General features: G+C 45.1%; 18 protein-coding genes. 6 read left to right on the top strand and 12 right to left on the bottom strand.

What is annotated here, in order from left to right:
- Positions 1 to 190: 190 nt before the first annotated feature.
- Positions 191 to 874, bottom strand: a complete 684-nt coding sequence (locus EJL04_RS03055) for a hypothetical protein (protein WP_125104024.1) — start codon at positions 872 to 874, stop codon at positions 191 to 193.
- A 12-nt stretch (positions 875 to 886) separates the two neighbouring features.
- On the bottom strand, positions 887 to 1,789 hold the full coding sequence (gene menA / locus EJL04_RS03050; RefSeq protein WP_021854166.1) for a 1,4-dihydroxy-2-naphthoate octaprenyltransferase: 903 nt from the start codon (positions 1,787 to 1,789) through the stop codon (positions 887 to 889).
- A gap of 275 nt (positions 1,790 to 2,064) precedes the next feature.
- Between menA and EJL04_RS03045 the strand changes: the two genes are divergently transcribed.
- From EJL04_RS03045 to EJL04_RS03020, 6 genes are all read left to right on the top strand, one after another.
- Positions 2,065 to 2,703 carry an HD domain-containing protein gene (locus tag EJL04_RS03045; protein WP_053398468.1) on the top strand — a complete coding sequence of 213 codons (639 nt, stop codon included), beginning with the start codon at positions 2,065 to 2,067 and terminating at the stop codon, positions 2,701 to 2,703.
- A 52-nt stretch (positions 2,704 to 2,755) separates the two neighbouring features.
- Positions 2,756 to 3,442 (top strand): peptidylprolyl isomerase, encoded by a 687-nt coding sequence (locus EJL04_RS03040; RefSeq protein WP_125105285.1) that lies wholly within the window; start codon positions 2,756 to 2,758, stop codon positions 3,440 to 3,442.
- Positions 3,443 to 4,225: 783 nt separating this feature from the next.
- Entirely contained in the window at positions 4,226 to 5,968 is a 1,743-nt protein-coding gene (gene lysS / locus EJL04_RS03035) for a lysine--tRNA ligase (RefSeq protein WP_125104023.1), read from the top strand.
- Between the two features lie 109 nt (positions 5,969 to 6,077).
- Complete coding sequence (locus tag EJL04_RS03030) at positions 6,078 to 7,073, top strand: NAD(P)H-dependent glycerol-3-phosphate dehydrogenase (protein WP_053398469.1); 996 nt, start codon at positions 6,078 to 6,080, stop codon at positions 7,071 to 7,073.
- A gap of 22 nt (positions 7,074 to 7,095) precedes the next feature.
- On the top strand, positions 7,096 to 8,454 hold the full coding sequence (locus EJL04_RS03025; RefSeq protein ID WP_125104022.1) for a glucose-6-phosphate isomerase: 1,359 nt from the start codon (positions 7,096 to 7,098) through the stop codon (positions 8,452 to 8,454).
- Between the two features lie 119 nt (positions 8,455 to 8,573).
- On the top strand, positions 8,574 to 9,308 hold the full coding sequence (locus tag EJL04_RS03020) for an inorganic diphosphatase (protein WP_125104021.1): 735 nt from the start codon (positions 8,574 to 8,576) through the stop codon (positions 9,306 to 9,308).
- Positions 9,309 to 9,442: 134 nt separating this feature from the next.
- Here the strand turns inward: EJL04_RS03020 and EJL04_RS03015 are convergent, their stop codons facing one another.
- From EJL04_RS03015 to nuoH, 10 genes are all read right to left on the bottom strand, one after another.
- On the bottom strand, positions 9,443 to 10,300 hold the full coding sequence (locus EJL04_RS03015) for an enoyl-ACP reductase FabI (RefSeq protein WP_125104020.1): 858 nt from the start codon (positions 10,298 to 10,300) through the stop codon (positions 9,443 to 9,445).
- A 186-nt stretch (positions 10,301 to 10,486) separates the two neighbouring features.
- Positions 10,487 to 10,804 (bottom strand): heavy metal-binding domain-containing protein, encoded by a 318-nt coding sequence (locus EJL04_RS03010; protein ID WP_021854174.1) that lies wholly within the window; start codon positions 10,802 to 10,804, stop codon positions 10,487 to 10,489.
- 77 nt (positions 10,805 to 10,881) lie between these two features.
- A complete protein-coding gene (gene mnmA / locus EJL04_RS03005; protein ID WP_125104019.1) occupies positions 10,882 to 11,970 on the bottom strand; it encodes a tRNA 2-thiouridine(34) synthase MnmA in 1,089 nt (362 codons plus the stop codon).
- A 701-nt stretch (positions 11,971 to 12,671) separates the two neighbouring features.
- Entirely contained in the window at positions 12,672 to 14,108 is a 1,437-nt protein-coding gene (locus EJL04_RS03000) for an NADH-quinone oxidoreductase subunit N (protein ID WP_021854177.1), read from the bottom strand.
- A gap of 15 nt (positions 14,109 to 14,123) precedes the next feature.
- A complete protein-coding gene (locus tag EJL04_RS02995) occupies positions 14,124 to 15,629 on the bottom strand; it encodes a complex I subunit 4 family protein (protein WP_021854178.1) in 1,506 nt (501 codons plus the stop codon).
- 15 nt (positions 15,630 to 15,644) lie between these two features.
- On the bottom strand, positions 15,645 to 17,624 hold the full coding sequence (locus EJL04_RS02990; protein WP_021854179.1) for an NADH-quinone oxidoreductase subunit 5 family protein: 1,980 nt from the start codon (positions 17,622 to 17,624) through the stop codon (positions 15,645 to 15,647).
- Between the two features lie 6 nt (positions 17,625 to 17,630).
- The gene (nuoK, locus tag EJL04_RS02985; protein WP_021854180.1) at positions 17,631 to 17,939 is read right to left on the bottom strand and encodes an NADH-quinone oxidoreductase subunit NuoK; all 309 of its coding nucleotides are present in this window, start codon (positions 17,937 to 17,939) and stop codon (positions 17,631 to 17,633) included.
- A 6-nt stretch (positions 17,940 to 17,945) separates the two neighbouring features.
- A complete protein-coding gene (locus EJL04_RS02980; protein ID WP_021854181.1) occupies positions 17,946 to 18,458 on the bottom strand; it encodes an NADH-quinone oxidoreductase subunit J family protein in 513 nt (170 codons plus the stop codon).
- A gap of 15 nt (positions 18,459 to 18,473) precedes the next feature.
- Entirely contained in the window at positions 18,474 to 19,004 is a 531-nt protein-coding gene (locus EJL04_RS02975) for a NuoI/complex I 23 kDa subunit family protein (RefSeq protein WP_021854182.1), read from the bottom strand.
- Between the two features lie 97 nt (positions 19,005 to 19,101).
- The gene (gene nuoH / locus EJL04_RS02970; RefSeq protein ID WP_125104018.1) at positions 19,102 to 20,184 is read right to left on the bottom strand and encodes an NADH-quinone oxidoreductase subunit NuoH; all 1,083 of its coding nucleotides are present in this window, start codon (positions 20,182 to 20,184) and stop codon (positions 19,102 to 19,104) included.
- Positions 20,185 to 20,269 lie beyond the last annotated feature (85 nt).

Raw genomic sequence — 20,269 nt, 5'->3', positions numbered from 1 at the left:
AATTAAATCTGATAAAAAACTATATTTATCTTACCCCTGCGGGCTGATAAAATCGTGCAAAAGTAATTAAATATCCCGACAACACAAAATCAGAAATAATAAATTGAAGGGCATATATTAATATTTCTTTAATTAAAACGAACGGCATCCATGACCACGCCATCCGGTCAGCATCAACCAAACAACGGCCTTAAAGGCTCTTCTTTTTATTAAAGAAATCTTTGCAAATCTCTAAAAACAGCATTGGTTCAGCGGCTATTGTCTCCCACAACCGTTTGCCCCCCTTAAGCACACGCTTGTCCACATAGTCAACAAGTTCAGGATTTGTCTTCTTGTAACGTATACGCATGGCATTAAGACTTATGACGTTGCCCGTCATGAACGGAACCACAACGCTGTCGCCGGCAAGGCTTATGCCGTAGATTGTAGATATGTTCATCTTGCCAAGCTGCATGTTCTGCGAGTCTACCCCATTCCACCAATACATCTTGCCGACTTCGTTTTCACCTTCTTTATATACAAACTGCCGTATGGTTTTCTTGGGTTTAAGCAGAGACGGATTAGCCACAAGATGCGACTCAAGATGGTCATACTTGCCGCTGGCCGACGTCTTTTTCACAAAATCTATACTTCTCACATTGTCGGCGCTATATGAAACGGCATTATTGCCGTCGGGCGCAGGAGACAGCGTGAACGATGTGTTCATGCGCTTAAACAGCTTGCCGTCCACCCAATAAGTCTGAACATATCCTTCCACCGTACTTCCGTCTGTAAGAGTTAGACGTACATGATCGTTTTCAGGGTCGCGCGTTTCCTGAGCAACGGCACAGGCCGAAAACGCAGCAAAAAGGAACAAGAATAATATTTTTCTCATAAAATGACATTATTACCAATTCAACAATACGCCCACAGAAAGGAGCAGACCATAGATAAACATATTGCGTGCGGTGTCGCCGAGCACCATGTTGAGAGCCTTACCTTTATTTATACGCACCATCTTGCGGTAAGCCGCGTAATGAGGTATGAGATAAAGGAAAGGAAGCAAAAACGCACAGATGTGTCCTTCGAGCAAAAACGCAACGCCAAAGACCAATGCCATTATGCCAGAACAGAGATAGGCAGTGCGCCCGGCTTCGGCACCTACCCTAACAATGAGCGTCTTCTTGCCTGCCCTTGCATCGTTGTCGATGTCGCGATAGTTGTTGACAAGCAACAAAGTGTCGATGACAAAGCCGCAGGCCAACGAGGCTATAAAAACCTCAAACGTAAATCTGTCGGTCTGGAGATAATAGGTAACACACACGGGAATAATGCCGAAAAACACTAATACGAGCACATCTCCAAGACCAAGATATGACAGCAATGTGGTGTAAAGGAAACAAAACACCACGCAGAACGCCCCGACAAGTATCATCTCCAAGCCGCCATATATCACCAACGGCAGGCCTATACAGCAGGCTATCACCGTTGTTATTATTATTGCACGGCGCATGGCTTTGGGTGTTATCCAGCCTTGTGCGCACGCACGGCGCGGCCCGAGACGCGTCTCATCGTCGTTGCCACGGACAAAGTCAAAATAGTCGTTAATGAAGTTGGCGTCAATCTGCATAATGAATGCAAACAACACGCACAACAAGGCCGGCATCCAACCGAAATCGTCGAGCCCGAGATCTCTTGCCGCAAATGCCAAACCTATCATAACAGGCACGGCTGCACCAGTAAGCGTCTTCGGACGCGAGGCCAGCATCCACGCTTTTGCCGAGTTTGTATCTATTTGTTTTTCGTTCATGATTTAATCTTTTATATTATGCCCATAGGACAGACCGCAATGCCGCCGGACGTAAACAAGCAAGGCCTTACACGCTACCTTCTCCAAGAGAAAGGCATGCCGGCGTACTTCATGGCGCACAGAAGGGATGACAAGCAACGGCATGCTGCCGGGTAAAACCCTTATCAAGCCACTACACCTATAAATTAATGCTTCAGGTAACATCCACGGGCGAATCACTTGCAAAAGTAAACATTATATCGTATATTTGCAAGAAATTAATGATTCTTAAAGCTATGATTGACAAGAATGTAAGTCTGGACCTTATGGCTTTTATCGAAACAGATATACTGCCTCGCTATGCCGAATTTGACAAAGCTCACAATCTTACTCATGTTACACGCGTGATAAACCGCTCGATCAAGCTGGCGCAGAAGATTGGAGCCGACGTCAACATGGCTTATGCCACGGCAGCATACCACGACCTTGGACTGGAAGGGCCGCGCGCCATACACCACGTAACGAGCGGAAAGATTCTGGCTGCCGACATGCGCCTGCGCAAATGGTTCTCGACAGAGCAGATAAAAATAATGAAAGAGGCCGTTGAAGACCACAGAGCATCAGCCTCGCACGCGCCACGAAGCATCTACGGAAAGATAGTGGCCGAGGCTGACCGCGACCTAGAGCCAGAGACAGTGTTCAGAAGGACAATAGAATATGGCATAGACCACTATCCTGAAAAGAACAAAGAGGAACAATGGAAACGCTTCTGCGAACATCTTGAAAACAAGTATTCGGCCCACGGATATATCAAGCTCTGGATACCCGGCTCGGAGAACGAGAAAAGCCTGAAGCAGATAAGAGACCTGATAATACAGCCTGCGCGGCTGAAAGAAATATTCGACAGGATATATGCAGAGGAGACTGCAGAATGACTATGCCACGACAGACGACCATAAGAACAACGACAGCAAACAAAGGATAAAGATGAAGACACTTATAATAACAGCCTTGGCCCTGCTGATGTCTGTTGCAGGACAGGCACAGACGGCAGACACGCTTCGCCATGAGGTGATGCTTGAAACGACAAAGGGAAACATACGCATAGCACTATACAACGAGACGCCGCGCCATCGCGACAACTTTATCAAGCTTGTGAGGGAAGGATTCTATGACGGTTTGCTGTTTCATCGCGTGATAGACAGATTCATGATACAGACAGGCGACAGCGCGAGCCGACATGCCGCCCCGGGACAGCTGCTTGGCGACTCGCCCGAAAGCTACAAGGTGAAGGCCGAAATAATGTATCCTGCCCTATTCCACAAGCGCGGAGCCGTGGCAGCAGCACGCGAAAGCGACAATGTAAACCCAGAAAGAGAGTCGTCGGCATCTCAGTTTTACATCGTCTACGGCCGCCGTTTCAACGACAGCATGCTCGACGACGTGCAGCTGAAACTGGACAAGAACACAGGCGGAACAGTGAAACTGACACCCGAAATAAGGGAAGCCTACAAGCGCTTAGGCGGTACCCCTCACCTTGACGGACAGTATACGGTGTTCGGAGAAGTAATTGAAGGGCTTGAAACCGTTGACAGCATACAACAGGTTGAGACCGACAAGAACGACCGCCCCATTGAAGACATAAAAATCATACGTGCATCGGTGATAAAATAACACGTCCAACCGACAGAAACTCATGTCTGACGCCAAGCCGGCAACATATGCGACGGGCCGTATACGGAGGCAACATAAGAATGCAGAATGTAAGAATACCGGCTGCATTCCGCACAAAACGTAAGTTGACTGTATGCACTCTCAGGCAGGCAAAACAGCAAACGGAACGGCAGCACACGTGCCATTTGAGCGCGGAAAACGACCATTTTCAGTCTAAAATCAGGCATCAGCCATGCTAAAACATAGCTTTTTGGGGGGATAAAACAATATAAATCGTCATATAAAATACTACATATTAAGGCGTAAAAGGCTACCTTTTAGAGTGCAAAAGGTGGCCTTTTGCATTATATAAGGCATCGCCCAACTGCACACTTTGCATAACATTGGCAGTATACCGTTGGCATACTGCACTTTACGCATGCACACTCCAAACTGCGATATTTACGCAAAAAAGATTTAGAATACAGAATTATGCAGTATGAGAGCGTCATGAAAAATCAAAAAGAAAGCAAAAAGCGGAAAATGCGAACCACACGCAACACTACGCCGAAGGACAACATCACCTATTTAAGATATTTTTGAGATATTCTTCAAAATAACGTCCATATATTCCAAAATTCTTTGTATTTTTGCACAAGCCAAACAACATCTTTTCAGACAAAAGTCTTTTGTCTGCATTAGGTCCAGGTTGTTTACCGTATGAAAAGTCTGCTCCGCTGACAGACCTATCAGTCACCGTAAGCGAGAAGACTTTGCATTCATCAAAAAAGAACAATTCTAAGTATGAACGTTTTAGAACTAAGTGAACAGGAAATTGGCAGACGCCAAAGTCTTCAGGAGCTGCGCGATATGGGAATCGACCCGTATCCTGCCGCCGAGTATCCAACAAATGCTTTCTCAACAGACATTAAAGCGGAATTCAAAGACGAAGAGCCGCAGAGAGAGGTATGCATAGCAGGCCGCATGATGAGCCGCCGCGTAATGGGTAAAGCATCTTTCGCCGAGATTCAAGACTCAAAGGGAAGAATACAGGTTTACATCACACGCGACGACATCTGCCCCGGCGAAGACAAGGACATGTATAATAAGGTCTTCAAAAGACTGCTCGACATCGGCGACTTCATCGGCGTTAAAGGCTTCGTATTCAGAACACAGACAGGCGAAATCAGCGTACACGCACAGAGCCTGACACTGCTGTCGAAAAGCTTAAAGCCGCTGCCTATCGTTAAATATAAAGACGGCGTGGCATACGATAAGTTTGAAGACCCGGAGCTGCGCTACCGCCAGCGCTATGTAGACCTCGTTGTCAACGACGGCGTGAAGGAGACATTCCTGAAACGTGCCACCGTGTTGAGAACTCTGAGAAACTCTCTCGACGAGGCAGGATACACTGAAGTTGAAACCCCAATACTGCAGTCTATCCCAGGCGGAGCATCTGCACGCCCGTTCATAACCCACTTCAACGCGCTGAACGTTGAGATGTATATGCGTATCGCAACAGAGTTGTATCTGAAACGACTCATTGTAGGAGGATTCGAAGGTGTTTACGAAATAGGCAAAAACTTCCGCAACGAAGGTATGGACCGCACTCACAACCCCGAGTTCACCTGCATGGAGCTGTACGTACAGTATAAGGATTACAATTGGATGATGTCGTTCACAGAGCAGCTGCTTGAGAAAATATGTATCGCCGTAAACGGAAAGCCCGAAAGCATAGTCAACGGCAACGTGATAAGCTTTAAGGCTCCATACCGCCGTCTGCCTATCCTTGACGCCATCAAAGAGAAGACAGGATACGACCTCAACGGAATGGACGAGGACCAGATACGCGAAGTATGCAAGAAGCTCAACATGGAAATAGACGACACCATGGGCAAAGGCAAGCTGATAGACGAGATATTCGGCGAATTCTGTGAGGGTACATTCATACAGCCAACATTCATCATCGACTACCCTGTAGAGATGTCTCCGCTTACAAAGATGCACCGCAGCAAGCCCGGACTGACAGAGCGCTTTGAGCTTATGGTAAACGGCAAGGAGCTTGCCAACGCATATTCTGAGCTTAACGACCCGATTGACCAGGAGGAAAGATTCATCGAACAGATGAAACTAGCCGACAAGGGCGACGACGAAGCAATGATTATCGACCAAGACTTCCTGCGCGCGCTGCAGTACGGAATGCCGCCTACAAGCGGTATCGGCATCGGTATCGACCGTCTGGTTATGCTAATGACAGGCGAAATGTCTATTCAGGAAGTGTTGTTCTTCCCGCAGATGCGCCCGGAGAAAAAGGCTCCGAAGAGCACCGTTGCCGAATGGCAGGCTATTGGTGTGCCTGAAGAATGGGTGCCCGTGTTCAACAAATGCGGCTATAATCTTACATCAGACATCAAGGATGTTAATCCGCAGAAACTGCAAATGGACGTATGCGGAATAAACAAGAAATACAAACTCGGCTACGATAATCCCAAAGTAGACGATTTTGCGAAATGGATTGAGAACGTAAACAATTCTGATAACGAATAATTCTTATGCGGTGACACACCGGCAGGCCATAAAGTCTGCCGGCTTGTCACCGCAATGCATAAATACATTTTATGCACGGATTATAAACAATAAATCATAAATCGAAAAGATGTACGATTGCGGAAGAATAGCAGTTATTGGCGGCGGAAGCTGGGCTACCGCCATTGCCAAGATTGTGGTGGGGCACACACATCATTTAGGATGGTATATGCGCCGTGACGACCGCATAGAAGACTTCAGGAGGCTCGGACACAACCCGGCATATCTTACAAGCGTTCGCTTCAACATTGACGAAATAGAATTCTCGAGCGACATCAACAAAATCGTTCAGGCATACGACACTCTTATATTCGTTACACCTTCACCTTACCTCAAGAATCATCTGAAAAAGCTGAAGACACGAATTAAAGACAAATTCGTAATTACCGCAATAAAAGGTATTGTGCCTGACGAGAACCTGGTGTGTTCAGAATATTTCCATCAGGTTTATGATGTTCCTTACGAAAACTTGGCATGTCTTGGAGGTCCGTCGCATGCGGAAGAAGTGGCTCTTGAGCGTCTTTCATACCTGACTGTAGGATGCAGCGACCGCGAAAAGGCGCTGGCGTTCTCTGAGATACTGGCCAGCGAATTCATCAAAACTAAAATCAGCAGCGATGTTATCGGCATTGAATACTCATCAGTGCTGAAGAATGTCTATGCGATCGCAGCCGGAGTATGCAGCGGCCTTAAGTATGGAGACAACTTCCAATCGGTACTTATGTCCAATGCTGTACAGGAGATGTCGCGCTTTCTCAAGACAATACATCCTATAGACCGTAACATAACCGACTCAGTTTATCTTGGCGACCTGCTTGTTACAGGATATTCCAACTTCTCGCGAAACCGCACATTCGGAACAATGATCGGCAAAGGATACAGCATAAAGAGTGCTCAGATTGAGATGGAAATGATTGCCGAAGGCTATTTTGGCACAAAATGCATGAAAGAGATTAACCGCCACTGCCATGTAAACATGCCTATCCTTGATGCCGTTTACAACATTTTGTACGAACGCATATCTCCACAAATTGAAATAAAGCTATTAACCGATTCTTTCAGATAAGAATCACAAAAATCAATAAGCAATGAAAAATATCACATTAGATGTATCTAAAGCCGTTCAGTTTCTTAAAGAAGGAACAGTAAAAAATTATGAAGCTAAAGTAAAAGAGGCACAAGAGGCTCTTGAAAACGGCACTTGCCCTGGCAATGATTTCTTAGGCTGGCTACATTTGCCATCATCTATAACACCTGAATTTCTGAAAGAAATACAAGACTGCGCAAACACTTTACGCGAAAACTGCGAGGCTATTGTCGTTGCAGGTATCGGCGGAAGCTACCTTGGAGCACGTGCAGTGATTGAAGCCTTGAGCAACTCTTTCTCATGGTTAATCGGCGACAAGAGCAACCCAACAATTCTTTTCGCAGGAAACAACATCGGCGAAGACTATCTGTATGAGCTGACTGAATATCTTAAAGACAAGAAATTTGGCGTAATCAACATATCTAAATCAGGAACAACAACAGAGACGGCCCTCACATTCAGACTGCTGAAGAAACAATGCGAGGAGCAAAGAGGCAAAGAAGAGGCAAAGAAAGTCATAGTTGCCGTTACTGATGCAACGAAAGGTGCTGCAAGAGCAGCTGCCGACAAGGAAGGCTACAAGACATTTGTTATTCCAGACAACGTAGGCGGACGCTTCTCTGTGCTCACTCCTGTAGGTCTTCTGCCAATAGCATGTGCTGGATTTGACATTACCAAACTTGTTGAAGGTGCAGCCGACATGGAAAAAGCCTGCGGAAAGGATGTTGCCTATGAAGAGAACCCTGCTGCCGTTTATGCTGCTGTACGCAACGGACTTTATGATCAGGCAGGCAAGAAAATCGAAATAATGGTTAACTACCAGCCCAAACTGCACTTCATCAGCGAATGGTGGAAGCAGCTGTTCGGCGAAAGTGAAGGTAAAGACAACAAGGGTATATTCCCTGCTTCATGCGATTTCACGACAGACCTTCACTCTATGGGACAGTGGATTCAGCAGGGCGAACGCTCAATATACGAAACTGTTATCAGCATTGAAGAGCCTGCAAAGAAACTCCTCTTCCCTAACGACGAGGAAAATCTTGACGGTCTGAACTTCCTTGCCGGCAAACGTGTTGACGAAGTGAACAAGATGGCAGAGCTTGGAACACGCCTCGCACATGTTGACGGAGGTGTGCCAAACATCAGAATTTCAGTTCCTGTGCTGAATGAATACTACATCGGACAGCTTATCTACTTCTTTGAAAAAGCCTGCGGTATAAGCGGCAATATATTAGGAGTCAATCCGTTTAACCAGCCCGGTGTTGAGGCTTACAAGAAGAACATGTTTGCCCTTCTTGACAAACCCGGATACGAGGAAGACAGCAAGGCAATAAAAGAACGCCTCGCAAAAGAGAAATAATCATATCCGGAAAAGCCATGAGTGATTCATGGATAAAGGACTAAGAAGGTACGCTAAAAGCGCAAAATAAGCGCAAGTAAATCTGCGTATGTGCGTATAATCAAACTATATGACATATTATGTTTGAAAAAGAAATTAAACAATATCTAGAAAGACACGGCTTTGAGGCTTTTAAGCCCAAAGCCGTTCTTTTTGACATGGACGGAGTTCTATATAACAGCATGCCCTTTCATGCTGTCAGTTGGCATAAGTCGATGGAGAGATTCGGACTGAATATCTCACCGGAAGAAGCCTACCAATATGAAGGGATGAGGGGTGTTGAAACGATAAAGCTATTGGCCAAGCGCCAATGGAACAAAGAACTGACAGACGAAGAAGCCGCCAACATGTATGAAGAGAAATCAAACGAGTTCAGAAAATGCCCCAAAGCAGAGAAGATGGATGGCGTTGAAGAACTTATGAGAAAAATAAAAACTGACGGTCTAAAAATTGTTGTTGTAACAGGAAGCGGGCAAAGAAGTTTGCTGGAAAAATTAGAAAGCGAGTTCAACGGACTTATACACCATGAACTGATAATCAGCAGCTTTGACGTGAAACACGGAAAACCCAACCCAGAGCCCTACCTATGCGGACTGAAGAAGGCGGGCGTCATGCCGTGGGAAGCCATTGTTGTTGAAAATGCTCCCCTGGGAGTAAGAGCCGGAGTTGCTGCCAACGTATTCACCGTTGCCGTAAACACAGGTCCGCTGCCACAAAAGATGCTTGCAGACGAAGGAGCCAACTTGATATTTGAAAGCATGCCGTCATTCAGGGATTCGTGGAATTTACTAAGCGAAAACTGGAAAAACCGCTAACGAAAAAACAAAATACCGCAGGACCAGAATAACTGTAAAGAACAAAAAATCTTTAGTTGGCAAACATAAATAAAAGGACAATACCCACATGGGCATTGTCCTTTCGCTTATAATAGTACTGTTGAAAAAACGTATTATCCGTAGATTATCTTTCCGTTTTCATCTTCATAAGGAGCAAGGTCCTTAGCATACTGGTTCATGGCACGAAGGCTCATACCCATTGAAGAGAATCCACCGTCATGATAAAGATTCTGCATTGTCACCTTACGTGTGAAGTCAGAGAACATCATTACGCAATAGTTTGCACACTCTTCAGCATCAGCGTTGCCGAGCGGAGACATCTTGTTGGCAAAATCCATCAGGTTGTCCATGTCCTTAATTCCCTTACCTGCTGTAGTAGGTGTAGGCGACTGAGAGATTGTGTTGATGCGGACATTCTTCTCACGTCCATAAATATATCCGAAGCTGCGTGCTATACTCTCAAGCATGCTCTTGGCGTCTGCCATATCGTTGTAACCGAAGAATGTACGCTGAGCTGCAACATAAGTGAGGGCAACCACTGAACCATACTCGGCAATGGCATCCTGCTTCTTGGCAACCTGCAACATCTTGTGGAAAGAGATGGCAGAAATGTCGAGAGTCTTCTGCAGATAATTGTAATCAAGATCGTCGTATGTACGGTGCTTACGCACGTTAGGACTCATTCCGATAGAATGGAGCACGAAGTCGATTTTTCCGCCAAGCAGCTGAACAGACTCGGCAAATACCTTCTCCAAATCCTCAACACTTGTAGCATCAGCTGCTATGACAGGAGCGTTGAGCTGCTTGCTCAGTTGATCAAGTGTACCCATGCGCAGCGCCATTGCTGTGTTGCTCAAGGTTATTGAGGCGCCTTCTTCTACAGCCTTCACGGCTACTTTCCATGCTATGGATTCTTCATTAAGCGCGCCGAAAATAATACCGCGCTTACCTTTCAACAAATTGTGAGTCATCTTTAATTTATTTCTTTGATTTAATTTTAGAGTGCAAAGTTACAACTTTTACACAAAATAGGCAAACATTTAAAGTTAAGAATTATTAGCATAAGCCACTTGACGGCTTACAAACTCATTACAGAATAAGCAGCCGTCATAAAAATCAATAAAGCAAAATTGGCTATAACGCCACAGACATACAGCCTAAAGAATCACTGCTGTTCCGCTGCACGACACCATAAGCATTGAGCCTGACTCGCCTACAGTTTCATAATCGAGATCAATACCGACAACGGCATTGGCTCCAAGAGCCTCGGCACGCTGCGTCATCTCTGCCAGCGCATTGTCTTTAGCCTTGCGCAACACTCCCTCATAAGAGCTGCTACGGCCTCCGAAGAAATCTCTGACGCCTGCCAGAAAATCCTTAAACACATTGGCGCCTACAATAACCTCGCCCGTCACTACGCCGAGATACTCCCTTACAGGTCTGCCTTCAATGGTCTGAGTTGTTGACAATAACATAATCGTATGATTTTTCTGTTACACATTTCTTTCCTTTACATCAAAATAATTGCTGACGACAATATCCGTGGAGCGAGCTATTCGCTCCATGAAATCTCAGCACTGCCGAAACATTTGTGATGGTCTTCATCATAAACCACACAGAACTGGCCGGGAGCAACGCCTTGTATAAGATGTTCTGAATGCACCACATATTCGCCATCTGCCTTACGTTCGAGCCTTGCCGGATGATATTCGGGCGTATGACGTATCTTGAACGTTACGCTTACCTCACCGGCATCGCCCCAAGGATTGCATGTAAGGAAATGGAAATCATGTATGCTGAAGTCTTTCTTATAAGCCGTAAGCGGCTCATATCCCTTACTTACATAAAGTATGTTCTGCTTCATGTCCTTCTTGACCGCATACCAGGGTCCGCCTCCGAAACCGAGTCCGTGGCGCTGACCTATAGTGTGAAACCACAAGCCTTTGTGCTTGCCAAGCTTCTTTCCTGTCTCCAACTCGAGCACGTCGCCGGGGTTTTCACCAAGATAGCGCCGTATATAATCATTATAATTTATCTTTCCAAGAAAACAGATGCCCTGACTGTCCTTACGCTTGGCGTTAACAAGATGTTCGCGTTCGGCAATCTCGCGCACCTCTTCCTTCATGTAATGTCCTATTGGAAACAATGCCTTGCGCAACTGCCAGTCGTATATCTGGGCAAGAAAATCGGTCTGGTCTTTCACCGGATCGGGACTTGTAACGAGCCACTTCTGCCCGTCTATGATTTCGGTCTGTGCATAATGCCCTGTTGCTATCAAGTCATAATCGTGCCCGGCTTTCTGGTCGAAAGCTCCAAACTTTATCAGACGGTTGCACATCACGTCAGGATTAGGCGTAAGACCGTTGCGCACCTTGTCCATAGTATATTTAGTAACCTGCTCCCAATACTCCTTATGACAGTCGATCACCTGCAGCCTGCAGCCATATCTGGCAGCAACGGCTGTGGCCATCTCGAGGTCTTCCTCGCTCGAACAGTCCCACTCCTCTTCTTCCTCGGGACCTATCTTTATATAAAAGCAATCGGGATGCAATCCCTGACGGGCCAACTCATAAACCACCACTGAGCTGTCTACTCCGCCGGAAAGCAGCACTGCAATCTTTTTATCTTTCAGATTCTCCATCGCAAATCATTTTTTCGTGATGCAAACATACATAAAAATAACGACATTCTACGATAATTTACCAACAAATATGAGCTTACATGCACTAATAATGAGCCGCAACTGCGGCTAAAATATTCTGAACAGAATGGGATATTCAGGAACAAGCAGCTAATAGCCCCTTTCCGGTTAAGGGCTCCAAAAGTGGCATGGCGAGAAAATAACAGCCTAAAAGAAAGATTTACCGTAAAATCGCACTTCACGCTTAACGCGCTGTATATCAAGAGATTAGCCCAAACAAGAAAATATAGCGGAAATCAGACAATGCAAAAGACCACGTTTTGCATCATAAAAGGGCACATTTTACAATGCAAAAAGCCGTCTTTTGCAACGCAAAAGGCTGATTTTTGCAGCGCAAACCAATGTGTTTCAGGCAGAAAACAACAAAATATGCATGAACAAGCAGGCTGAAGTGCATGAAAAACGGCAAGAAACAAGAATATTGTGGATTTGTTTTTCTAGAACGGAAAATAATTTTGACAATATTTTTTACCGGCAAATCTATCAGAAATGGACGATTTATAACCAAAGGAAAAACATGGGATGCAAGGCAGACATAAATTGAGATGCAAGGCTCTGAAAAACAACATGGCCAAAGACCGGTGTAAAACCATGTCTTTGGCCACGCTTGTTATAATGTTTTTGTCAACTAAACTTCAACATTAAATTGATGCCCATATCCAGTCATAGAAGAAACTGCACACACCGCAAAGAAGCACACCGGCTGTGCAGATGGCAAGAGCCAGTTTTGTGTTGCAGTCACTCTTGAATGTAGGCAGAGGATTCTCGGCAGACTTGATGTACATTGCCTTAACAATGAGAAGATAGTAGTAAAGACTTATCACTGTGTTGATCAAAGCAACGAACACTACTATGTGAGTAAGTACAGAACCTTCCTCCAATGCTGCCATGAAGACGAAGAACTTGCTGAACATACCTGCAAACGGAGGAATACCACCGAGAGAGAACAGCGCAAACGTCATAAGCAACGACAGTTTGGGATTAGTTGTATAGAAGCCGTTGTATGCATCCATCTTGGTAACACCATTGTTGTTTTCCTCAACAACGCTGATTACGGTGAATACTGCAAGGTTGGCCACTACATAAACCAGCACATAGTAAGACAGGGCAGCTACGCCAAGAGCATTGTCGCCAATAACTGCCAGCATGATGTAACCTGCCTGTGAGATAGAACTGAAGGCCATGAAGCGCTTGAGCTCTTTCTGGCGGATGGCAAACAGGTTGGCGATGGTGATGCTGAGCACAACGAGCACGTACATAACGTAAGTCCAATACGGAGTGAGCGGAGCAAACACCTTCATGAGGATAGCCATGAGTGTAAATGCGGCAGCACCCTTAGATATTACGCTAAGATAACCTGTAACCGTTGTAGGAGCACCCTGATATGTGTCGGCAGTCCAGAAGTGGAAAGGAACAAGGCTGATCTTGAATCCTAATCCGCTCATGAAGAATACCATACCCATTACGTTCATTGTAAGGTTCTGCTTCTGAGCAAGAACTGTTGCAACGTCATCGAAGTAGAGAGTACCTACTCCACCATAGATGAACGAAATACCATAAAGCATTATTCCGCTTGAGAATGTAGCAGTAAGGATAAACTTGGCTGCTGCCTCAGCTGAATTATGACGGTATTTGTCGAGCGCAACAAGACATGCCATAGGCACAGATGCCATTTCGAGTCCAAGGAAGAACATCAGGAAGTGGCCGGCGCTCATCATCATGTTCATACCGAGCAGGGTTGAAACAGTTAGCATGTAGAACTCGCCTTCTTTGAAAGATGTATCCTGACGGCTCAGCCATTTACGGCTCTGAATGAGCACAATGAGTGTACCTGCAGCCAGAATAGTCTTCATAACGTTCACAGCCGATGTTGTAACATACATTCCGCCAAATGCCGAAACCGGCTCCTGCGGGAAGATGTTGATAATCACCTGAGCAAGCATCAGAATGCAAACCAGCGGATTGAACCACTTGCGCTCACTGTTGCGCGATGATGCAAAATCGGCAATAAAGACGATAATAAGGATAGCCATCAATGTGGCTTCCGGAATCATATTAAGAAATTGACTGTAATTCATTTTTCTGCTGATTTATTATATTGATGCAATAGCTGAAACATTGTTAATCTGGTCAAGGATTGGTATCATTGCATTGTCGATAACCTCACTGGCCCACAACGGAGCAAGACCAAGTCCTGCTACGCAGAATATAAGGCAGCATACAGCCACGCGCTCATCCCATGTTGCGTCGGTAAGTGTCAGATAATGAGGATCAGCAACCTTCTGATAAAGAATCTTGCCGACAACACGCAAGATGTAGACAGCCGTAACAACAATACTTGTACAAGCTACGATTGTACATGTACGGTGGAACACATCGTTATTAGCAAAAGAACCGACAAAGATTGTCATCTCAGCTACGAATCCTGAGAAGCCCGGCAAACCGAGGTTAGCCAAACCGGCGATAACATAACCCACGCTGAGGAAAGGCATAATCTTCATCAGACCGCCAAGCTTGCGTACGTCACGTGTGTGTGTACGGCCGTAGATCATACCGATGAGGGCGAAGAACAAGGCTGTCATCAATCCGTGAGAAAGCATCTGAAGAATAGCTCCTGTGCAAGCTGTCTTGGTCATCATAAGCAATGCGAACAATACAAGACCGCAGTGAGAAACAGAGGAATATGCATTGATATACTTCAGGTCGGTCTGAACACATGCAGACAGAGCACCGTATACAACAGAGATTGTTGTCAGGATCAGGAATATCCATCCAAGCTCGTGAGCAGCATCAGGCAGAAGGAACATGGCAATGCGGAAGCAGCCATAACCTCCAAGCTTCATAAGCACGCCGGCGTGAAGCATTGACACAGCTGTAGGCGCTGATGCGTGACCGTCGGGGCTCCATGTGTGGAACGGGAACAGTGCTCCGAGGACACCGAATCCGATAAACACGAACGGGAAGAACACCTTCTGAACTTCAACAGGAATATTATGCATTGCTGCAATCTCAAGGATGTTCATCGTGGTTGCACCGCTACCGAAATAGATTCCGATAATACCAAGAATCAACAATGCAGATCCGCCCATGAGCATAAGAGTAAGCTTCATTGCTGAATACTCCTTGTTACCACTACCCCATACACCGATAAGAAGATACATAGGGATGAGGGCAACCTCATAGAACATAAACATTGTGAACAGGTCGGTGCTGATGAAGAAGCCATACACACCGGTGCTCAGCAGAGTAAACCACAGGAAGTATTCCTTTGTCATGGGTTTCAGCTGCCAAGATGCAAAAGTACCAGTAAACACGATGATGCTTGAAAGCAGAAGCATAACCACAGATATACCGTCAACACCTACAGAGTAGGCAATGTTCAGCGGCGCAAACCAAGGAATGCTGTATGTGAACAACATCTCGTCTGTGTTGCCTCCAGCACGCATCTGTATGAATGTTACCGTAAGCCAGATTGACAAAATCAAAAGACATGATGATCCTGCAACCATTACGCCACGTACCTGATTAAGGTTGCGGGCCAGCCAAAGACCCAACAGCATCAGTACGGGAAAAACTACAAATAAACTTAATATACTCATTTTACCGGTTTTCTTTTATAGACAAATACATAACAACACTAATGCAATAGCACCTGTGAGGAACCATACTGCATACTGGCGCACGTCACCGCTCTGCCAGCCACGTATGCTTTCTCCGGCTTCATTCGTACCCCAAGCCATAAAGTTCATAGCTCCGTCAACAACATGGCGGTCGAACCATGCCAATGGAGTGCTCACACACTTGAAGATTATCTTATGTGTAACAAACATCCATACCTCATCCATGTAGAAACGCTTGTAAGCTGCACGATGAAGTTTCGGGAACTTACGGGCAAGCATGTCTGCAACAGGAGTCTCCTCACCTTTATACATATAAGTAGCAAGACCGATACCGCATATTGCAAGTACTGTGCTGACCCCTGCAACAAACCAGTTGGTATGTGTGCCGAATGCAACACCGTTGGCAGAAACAAACTCGCCAAACTCAAATACATGCAATGTACCGAAGATACCTACCAACATTGTTATGACAGAAAGAATGATAAGAGGTACTGTCATTGTCAGCGGAGCTTCGTGAGGCTGATGTGCGCCCTCTGCCTTGTGAGTTTCATAATAGCTCTTGCCCCAGAAGATTACATAATACAGACGGAACATATAGAATGCTGTCATAGCAGCAATGCCGCTCATTATCGCACCCATTACAGGTGAGAAGTTATAGCAAGCTACCAAGATTTCATCCTTAGAGCAGAATCCTGAGAAGAACGGTATACCTGCAATTGCAAGACATGAGATAAGGAATGTCCAATGTGTTACAGGCATATACTTACGCAGTCCACCCATGTACATCTTCTCATTAGAATGAACGGCATGGATGATACAACCGGCACCCAAGAACAGACAAGCCTTAAACATGGCGTGTGTGAACAGATGATACATTCCGGCCATATAACCAAGTCCGTTTGCATCAGCATATTCTGCAGTCATGGCAACAGCTCCTGTTTCAGGATCAGGCATACATACGCCAAGAGCAACAAGCATGAAACCGATCTGAGAAATTGTTGAGAATGCAAGCACACGCTTGATATCGCTCTGACAGCATGCAACAGCTGCTGCATAGAAAGCTGTAAACGCTGCTATATAGGCAACCCAGTGCAAAGCCTCCGGCGCAAACTTGACAAATATCGGGAACAGACTTGCCACGAGATAAACTCCGGCAACAACCATGGTTGCTGCGTGGATAAGTGCACTGACAGGTGTAGGACCTTCCATAGCATCGGGCAACCAGATATGCAACGGGAACATTGCACTCTTACCGGCACCACCGATAAACATAAGGAACAATGCAGTAGGCATAATCCAACCGGCCTGATTGAGCGCTGTCATCTGTGCAGGTGACATCTGAGACAGATCGTAATTAAACGTACCTACATAGAAGCTGTAGATAAGAATACCGATAAGGAAGAACAAGTCGGCAAAACGTGTTACGATAAATGCCTTCTTTGAAGCTGCCACTGCGGCATGCATAGGATAGTAGAAGCCGATAAGGAGATAAGAAGAAACTCCCACAAGCTCCCAAAACAGATACATCTGGAAGATGTTTGTAGCTACAACCAATCCGAGCATTGACATTGTAAACAGGCTCAAGAACGCATAGTAACGCTGAAAGCCCTTCTCTCCATGCATATAGCCGAATGAATAGATGTGGACCATCAGGCTGACTGTTGATATAACGATAAGCATCATCGCAGAAATCGGAGTGATGCGGAAACCGATATTAAATGTCAGCAGCTCAGAAAATCTAAGCCATGTAATATCAAATGCCGTTACCGTAGGATAAAGACCTGTGGCAGCGTCTCTTCCCTGAACCAGAAAATACTCAAACGCAGCGTAGTAGCAAAGCACTGTAACAACAGCGATAGAGCATGTTCCGATAAGACCGGCCACTTTATGCGACATCTTCATACCCGCCAATCCGAGTAAAATAAATGTCAGCGCCGGTAACAAGAGTATTAAAAATACAAAACCATAATCCATAACGCACTAATTTTTCATGTTTTCAATACAGTTCACCTGATCACTATTGAAGTTGCGGTAAACATTAATAATAATTGCCACTGCAACAGCTGTTTCCGCAGCACTTACGCCTATGCTGAACAAAGTGAAGAAGAAACCTTCCATCTGTCCGGGGAACAACAAGCGGTTGAATGCTGCAAAGTTGATATCAACAGAGTTGAGAATCAACTCAACAGAAATCAACATTGCAATCAGGTTGCGACGGGTTATAAATCCGAATACACCGATAAAAAACAACAGTGCTGAAAGCACAAAGAAATATTCTACTGGTATCATAAATTATTACTCCTTTCTAGATATTACGATTCCACCAATAATGCAAGCCAGCAAGAATACAGAGATAAACTCGAACGGAAGCACATACTGATATTTCTCAGAACCCATCAAAGTGTTGCCAATGACATTCATTGAAACTTCCTCATCAGGCATCTGCACTGCCATATCGATAAACTTGTTCTTCAAGAACACTGCAACGACCGTGACAAGGCTTATCAAGGTTATAAGCGCGCCAAATACAACGCGGCTACCTTTCAAACGCTCTACAAGTCCCTGCAATGTGCGCTTGCTTACGAGCTGTATTGCAAAAATATAAATCATAGTCACACCTCCGGCATAAACACTTATCTGGGCTGCGCCAAGGAAAGTGTAGTCAAGAAGGAAGTATAAACCTGCAACACCCAAAAGAACGAACAGCAAGAAAGTGGCCGCTCTCATTATCCGCTTTGTCATTACGCACATAAGTGCAGAACCTAAAATGACAACAGCAAGAATTATAAACATTACCATATTAGCCATATCTACGTTCTCCTTTTATTTAATTTTAGTATTAAAGACACCGATCTCCAATGGAGTACCGCCATCCTCGATATTCGGCAATGCAGGCTCAAACTTCTCTTTGTCAAGATGCAAGACCAGCTTGTCTCTTCCAAAGGTTGAGTTCTCAAAGTCGTTCACAAACTTAATGGCCTCATGAGGACATGCGTTTACACACAACTCACAGAACATACATTCGCCCAAATCATAAATATAATCATCAAGGACACGTTTTTTCTTACCGTCCTCTGTCTCAATTGTCTTCTGTACGACTTTAATCGTACCGTTAGGACAAGCCATCTCGCAAAGTTTGCATGCGATGCACTTATTGTTGCCTTCAGCATCCTGTGGCATTATAAGGCGTCCACGATGGCGCGGCGAAACATGGAGCGTGGTCTTTCTGTTCTCCGGATACTGCTCTGTAACCTTCTTTGTAAGATACTCACGGAAGGTGACACCAAGACCTGTAAGCAAAGACTTCAGACCAAACTTAATTCCACCAAAATAAGATTTATTATTATCTTCCATTATTTTTTACGTTAAGAAATTAAAGAATCAATGAACAACAGTTTTCTGCATTTAATCTGTAAATTCAATAATTTTTAATTTTCAGTAATTTAACATCTTAGAAATGCCATCCCAGAGCAACGACGATAGTCATCAGCACAAGGTTAAGCAGACTCAGCGGCATAAGATACTTCCACTCGAGCTTCAGTATCTGGTCGATACGAAGACGAGGATAAGACCATTTGATCCAAAGCAGTATCCATACAAGGAAGAAAGTCTTGGCCAGGAACCATACAATGCCGGGGATGTAATCCATTACGGCATTGAATCCGTCAAGTCCTGCTACATGCAGAGGCATCCATCCTCCGAGGAACACTGTTGACGCAACGCCTGCAATGATAAACATGTTGAGGTATTCAGCCAAGTAGAAGAAACCGAATCCCATACCAGAATACTCTGTATGGTAACCGGCGGTAAGCTCACTCTCAGCCTCAGCCAAGTCGAACGGACCACGGTTAGCCTCAGCATTACCTGCAACGAGGAATACGAGGAAAGCTATAATAGCAGGGATATGGCCTTTGAAAACAAGCCATCCGTCGTTCTGCGACTCAACAATACCAGTCAGGCTCATTGTTCCAGTCAAGGCTACAGCCGTGATAAGGCAGAGGCACAAAGACATCTCATAAGATATCATCTGTACGGCTCCACGCATAGCAGACACAACAGAATACTTGTTGTTAGAACCCCAACCGGCAAGGAAGATACCAACTACACCTATACTTGATATAGCTGTAAGCAGGAAGATACCTACGTTGAAATCGAGAATAGCAGCTCCCTTGTTCCATGGCATGAAAGAGAAAGCGCCAACACTTCCGATAAGAACGAGGAACGGAGCTATTGCATACAAAAGCTTATCTGCCTTGTCAACAGGGAAGATTTCTTTTATAAGCATCTTAACCACGTCGGCAAAGACCTGGAAGATACCCCATTTTCCTACGCGCATCGGGCCAAGACGGCACTGGAAGAAGGCGCAGACCTTACGTTCCATATATATAAGCACAATGGCGAGCATGGCATAGGCCATAAGAATAATAAGCCCAACCAAAACGCATTCAATAAGGATTGACAAGAAATTGCCCAATCCCAGAGTATCTCTGAGAAGGCCGTCAAACCACGTTGTTACTATACTAAAATCGAACACTTTGCTTAAATTTAAATATATTATGAAATTCAAATAATAAAAGGCATTCAAGAGCCATACGGCCATCATGCACTTTTATACTTTT

It is taken from the genome of Prevotella marseillensis (assembly GCF_900625065.1).
In the GTDB taxonomy this organism is placed as follows: Bacteria; Bacteroidota; Bacteroidia; order Bacteroidales; family Bacteroidaceae; genus Prevotella; species Prevotella rara.
This window is presented reverse-complemented; position numbering and strand designations above follow the sequence as displayed.

Excerpts from the sequence above, each read along its gene's own strand:
- EJL04_RS02975 (WP_021854182.1), bottom strand. The coding sequence starts at position 19,004 with ATGGAAGATAATAATAAATCTTATTTTGGTGGAATTAAGTTTGGTCTG.
- lysS (WP_125104023.1), top strand. The coding sequence starts at position 4,226 with ATGAACGTTTTAGAACTAAGTGAACAGGAAATTGGCAGACGCCAAAGT.
- EJL04_RS03025 (WP_125104022.1), top strand. The coding sequence starts at position 7,096 with ATGAAAAATATCACATTAGATGTATCTAAAGCCGTTCAGTTTCTTAAA.
- EJL04_RS03015 (WP_125104020.1), bottom strand. The coding sequence starts at position 10,300 with ATGACTCACAATTTGTTGAAAGGTAAGCGCGGTATTATTTTCGGCGCG.
- EJL04_RS03045 (WP_053398468.1), top strand. The coding sequence starts at position 2,065 with ATGATTGACAAGAATGTAAGTCTGGACCTTATGGCTTTTATCGAAACA.
- EJL04_RS03040 (WP_125105285.1), top strand. The coding sequence starts at position 2,756 with ATGAAGACACTTATAATAACAGCCTTGGCCCTGCTGATGTCTGTTGCA.
- EJL04_RS02980 (WP_021854181.1), bottom strand. The coding sequence starts at position 18,458 with ATGGCTAATATGGTAATGTTTATAATTCTTGCTGTTGTCATTTTAGGT.
- EJL04_RS03010 (WP_021854174.1), bottom strand. The coding sequence starts at position 10,804 with ATGTTATTGTCAACAACTCAGACCATTGAAGGCAGACCTGTAAGGGAG.
- nuoK (WP_021854180.1), bottom strand. The coding sequence starts at position 17,939 with ATGATACCAGTAGAATATTTCTTTGTGCTTTCAGCACTGTTGTTTTTT.
- EJL04_RS03055 (WP_125104024.1), bottom strand. The coding sequence starts at position 874 with ATGAGAAAAATATTATTCTTGTTCCTTTTTGCTGCGTTTTCGGCCTGT.
- EJL04_RS02995 (WP_021854178.1), bottom strand. The coding sequence starts at position 15,629 with ATGAGTATATTAAGTTTATTTGTAGTTTTTCCCGTACTGATGCTGTTG.
- menA (WP_021854166.1), bottom strand. The coding sequence starts at position 1,789 with ATGAACGAAAAACAAATAGATACAAACTCGGCAAAAGCGTGGATGCTG.
- EJL04_RS03030 (WP_053398469.1), top strand. The coding sequence starts at position 6,078 with ATGTACGATTGCGGAAGAATAGCAGTTATTGGCGGCGGAAGCTGGGCT.
- mnmA (WP_125104019.1), bottom strand. The coding sequence starts at position 11,970 with ATGGAGAATCTGAAAGATAAAAAGATTGCAGTGCTGCTTTCCGGCGGA.
- EJL04_RS03000 (WP_021854177.1), bottom strand. The coding sequence starts at position 14,108 with ATGAATTACAGTCAATTTCTTAATATGATTCCGGAAGCCACATTGATG.
- EJL04_RS02990 (WP_021854179.1), bottom strand. The coding sequence starts at position 17,624 with ATGGATTATGGTTTTGTATTTTTAATACTCTTGTTACCGGCGCTGACA.
- EJL04_RS03020 (WP_125104021.1), top strand. The coding sequence starts at position 8,574 with ATGTTTGAAAAAGAAATTAAACAATATCTAGAAAGACACGGCTTTGAG.